A 1,658-nucleotide genomic window follows, 5' to 3' on the forward strand; every position below is an offset into this window, starting at 1 on the left:
CAAGGGAATCGCAAAACCGAATTGCAGGAAAACAGCGTCCAAATACCGCTAATCCTGCAATTCCAAAGCCGCTATCCGCCTCAATCAACAGGCCAGATCAATGGCTTGCGGATAGTTCACGGCCGACTCACTATTTCTATGCTGAACAGTCTCGCCTGAGTATATGTTTTAGCTAGTCGCTAATTAGACGGAATTCTGCCAGTCTGCATTCCCCCCTGATCTGATGTAGAGCAGCTTCCAAGTGGGAATTAGCCCCCCATCGACCGGATCGGGCGACACGAACATGCGCTGAAGGCTTGGCGGAACGGCTACTGGGACCATGATGCTACTCGAATGCAAGATAGTGTCAGAACGTCCCGGGAAGGCTGCAGGCAGGGGATGTCAGGTCAATCAGCCTATAGATATGATACCGCCCATTCGCTGAGACTTCACGATGGGCATAGGAGGTGGGAATTCTTGCCTTGAGATGGACGCGGCTGTCGGAGCAGGCGAGCACGGCAGCAGCGATGGCCTGAACCTTCGGGCCGCTGACAAAAACGTTCACCACCGCACGCGAGCCGAACCCGTCGAGATACGTCTCGAAAGCATCGAGGTGGGCCATCAGCCCGAAAGCCTGGATGTCGCGAACTTCGCCATCTTCGAGCCGGTGGGTTTCACGTACCTTGGCCACCTGTTGATCGAGCAAAGCATCGATATGCGCATTCTTGTCGCTTCTTGGGACGAGGAGCGAGATCCGTTCCGGACTGACGATATCGATCAATCCGTAGAATACGTCGGCATCTCCTCCGATCCCCACGAGCAGGACTTTCTCTTCGCCCATTCCTCCGCTGCCTTGAAGATGAGGGACGGTGACGTATCGGTCCAAGCCGCTGGAAAAATCCTCTTTGCCGATCGCGTTCCCGTAGATACCTTCGGCGTACCCGAATTCGAGAGACTGAATCGACATTTTCTTGAATGCCACCGCAATCAGCCATTGGATGTAGATTCGCGGCATCGTCGAGCACTCGACGAAAACCTTCCGCAGGCTTCCTTCGTATGAGCCACATGAAGCGGCCATCTGAGTGAGCAGGTGATCGAGGAGATTGATGTTCTTCTGATACTCGATGGAAGGCTCGAGGGTGATCACAGTCACTTCGACGCCCCATCGGGTACCCATAGCGATGAGCTTTCGCCGGTTTTCTTCGACGGCTGGGACGTTCGCTTCCTTCAGAGCAAAGTCCAGAACCACGATCTTGCCGACCTTCAGGTCAAGATGGTTTTCGAACGCGGCGAAACGCGTTTCCCATCCAAGCGCGACGATCGCGATATCTGCCTCCATCGTTTCGCAGGTACCTGCATCTCTCGCCTTCTCGGTGACGGCCAGATGGCCGAAGACTCGATACTCGACAGTTGAAGCGGTCATTCGAGATCGCTCTCGAAAAGCGAGTGCTGGAATTCGGTCTTGAGTGCGGGCCGCGCGACGAGCTCCTTAAACACCGAGTCGGCCCAGTCTTCTGGGAGCCGATGCCTGGTAAAAAGCAGGTCGACCATCCGCGCCGCAGGGATTGTGTTGATTTCGTACGGGCCGCGATAGGAGAACCCGAAGTAAGGTGCAAATCGCCGATGCAATCTGATCATCATCTCCTTCGATGCGGGGTCGGCGCGGTCCACCTCAAAGT

At 55.4% G+C, this 1,658-nt stretch carries 2 protein-coding genes; both read right to left on the reverse strand.

What is annotated here, in order from left to right:
* Nucleotides 1-346: 346 nt before the first annotated feature.
* Nucleotides 347-1,402 (reverse strand): hypothetical protein, encoded by a 1,056-nt coding sequence (locus EN993_RS35520; RefSeq protein WP_063169411.1) that lies wholly within the window; start codon nucleotides 1,400-1,402, stop codon nucleotides 347-349.
* Nucleotides 1,399-1,658: hypothetical protein (locus EN993_RS37270; RefSeq protein WP_164758053.1), on the reverse strand; the 260-nt coding region annotated here is incomplete at its 5' end. The genes EN993_RS37270 and EN993_RS35520, both read right to left, overlap by 4 nt.

Source organism: Mesorhizobium sp. M7D.F.Ca.US.004.01.2.1, from assembly GCF_003997785.1.
Lineage (GTDB): Bacteria > Pseudomonadota > Alphaproteobacteria > Rhizobiales > Rhizobiaceae > Mesorhizobium > Mesorhizobium loti.

Excerpts from the sequence above, each read along its gene's own strand:
- EN993_RS35520 (WP_063169411.1), bottom strand. The coding sequence starts at position 1,402 with ATGACCGCTTCAACTGTCGAGTATCGAGTCTTCGGCCATCTGGCCGTC.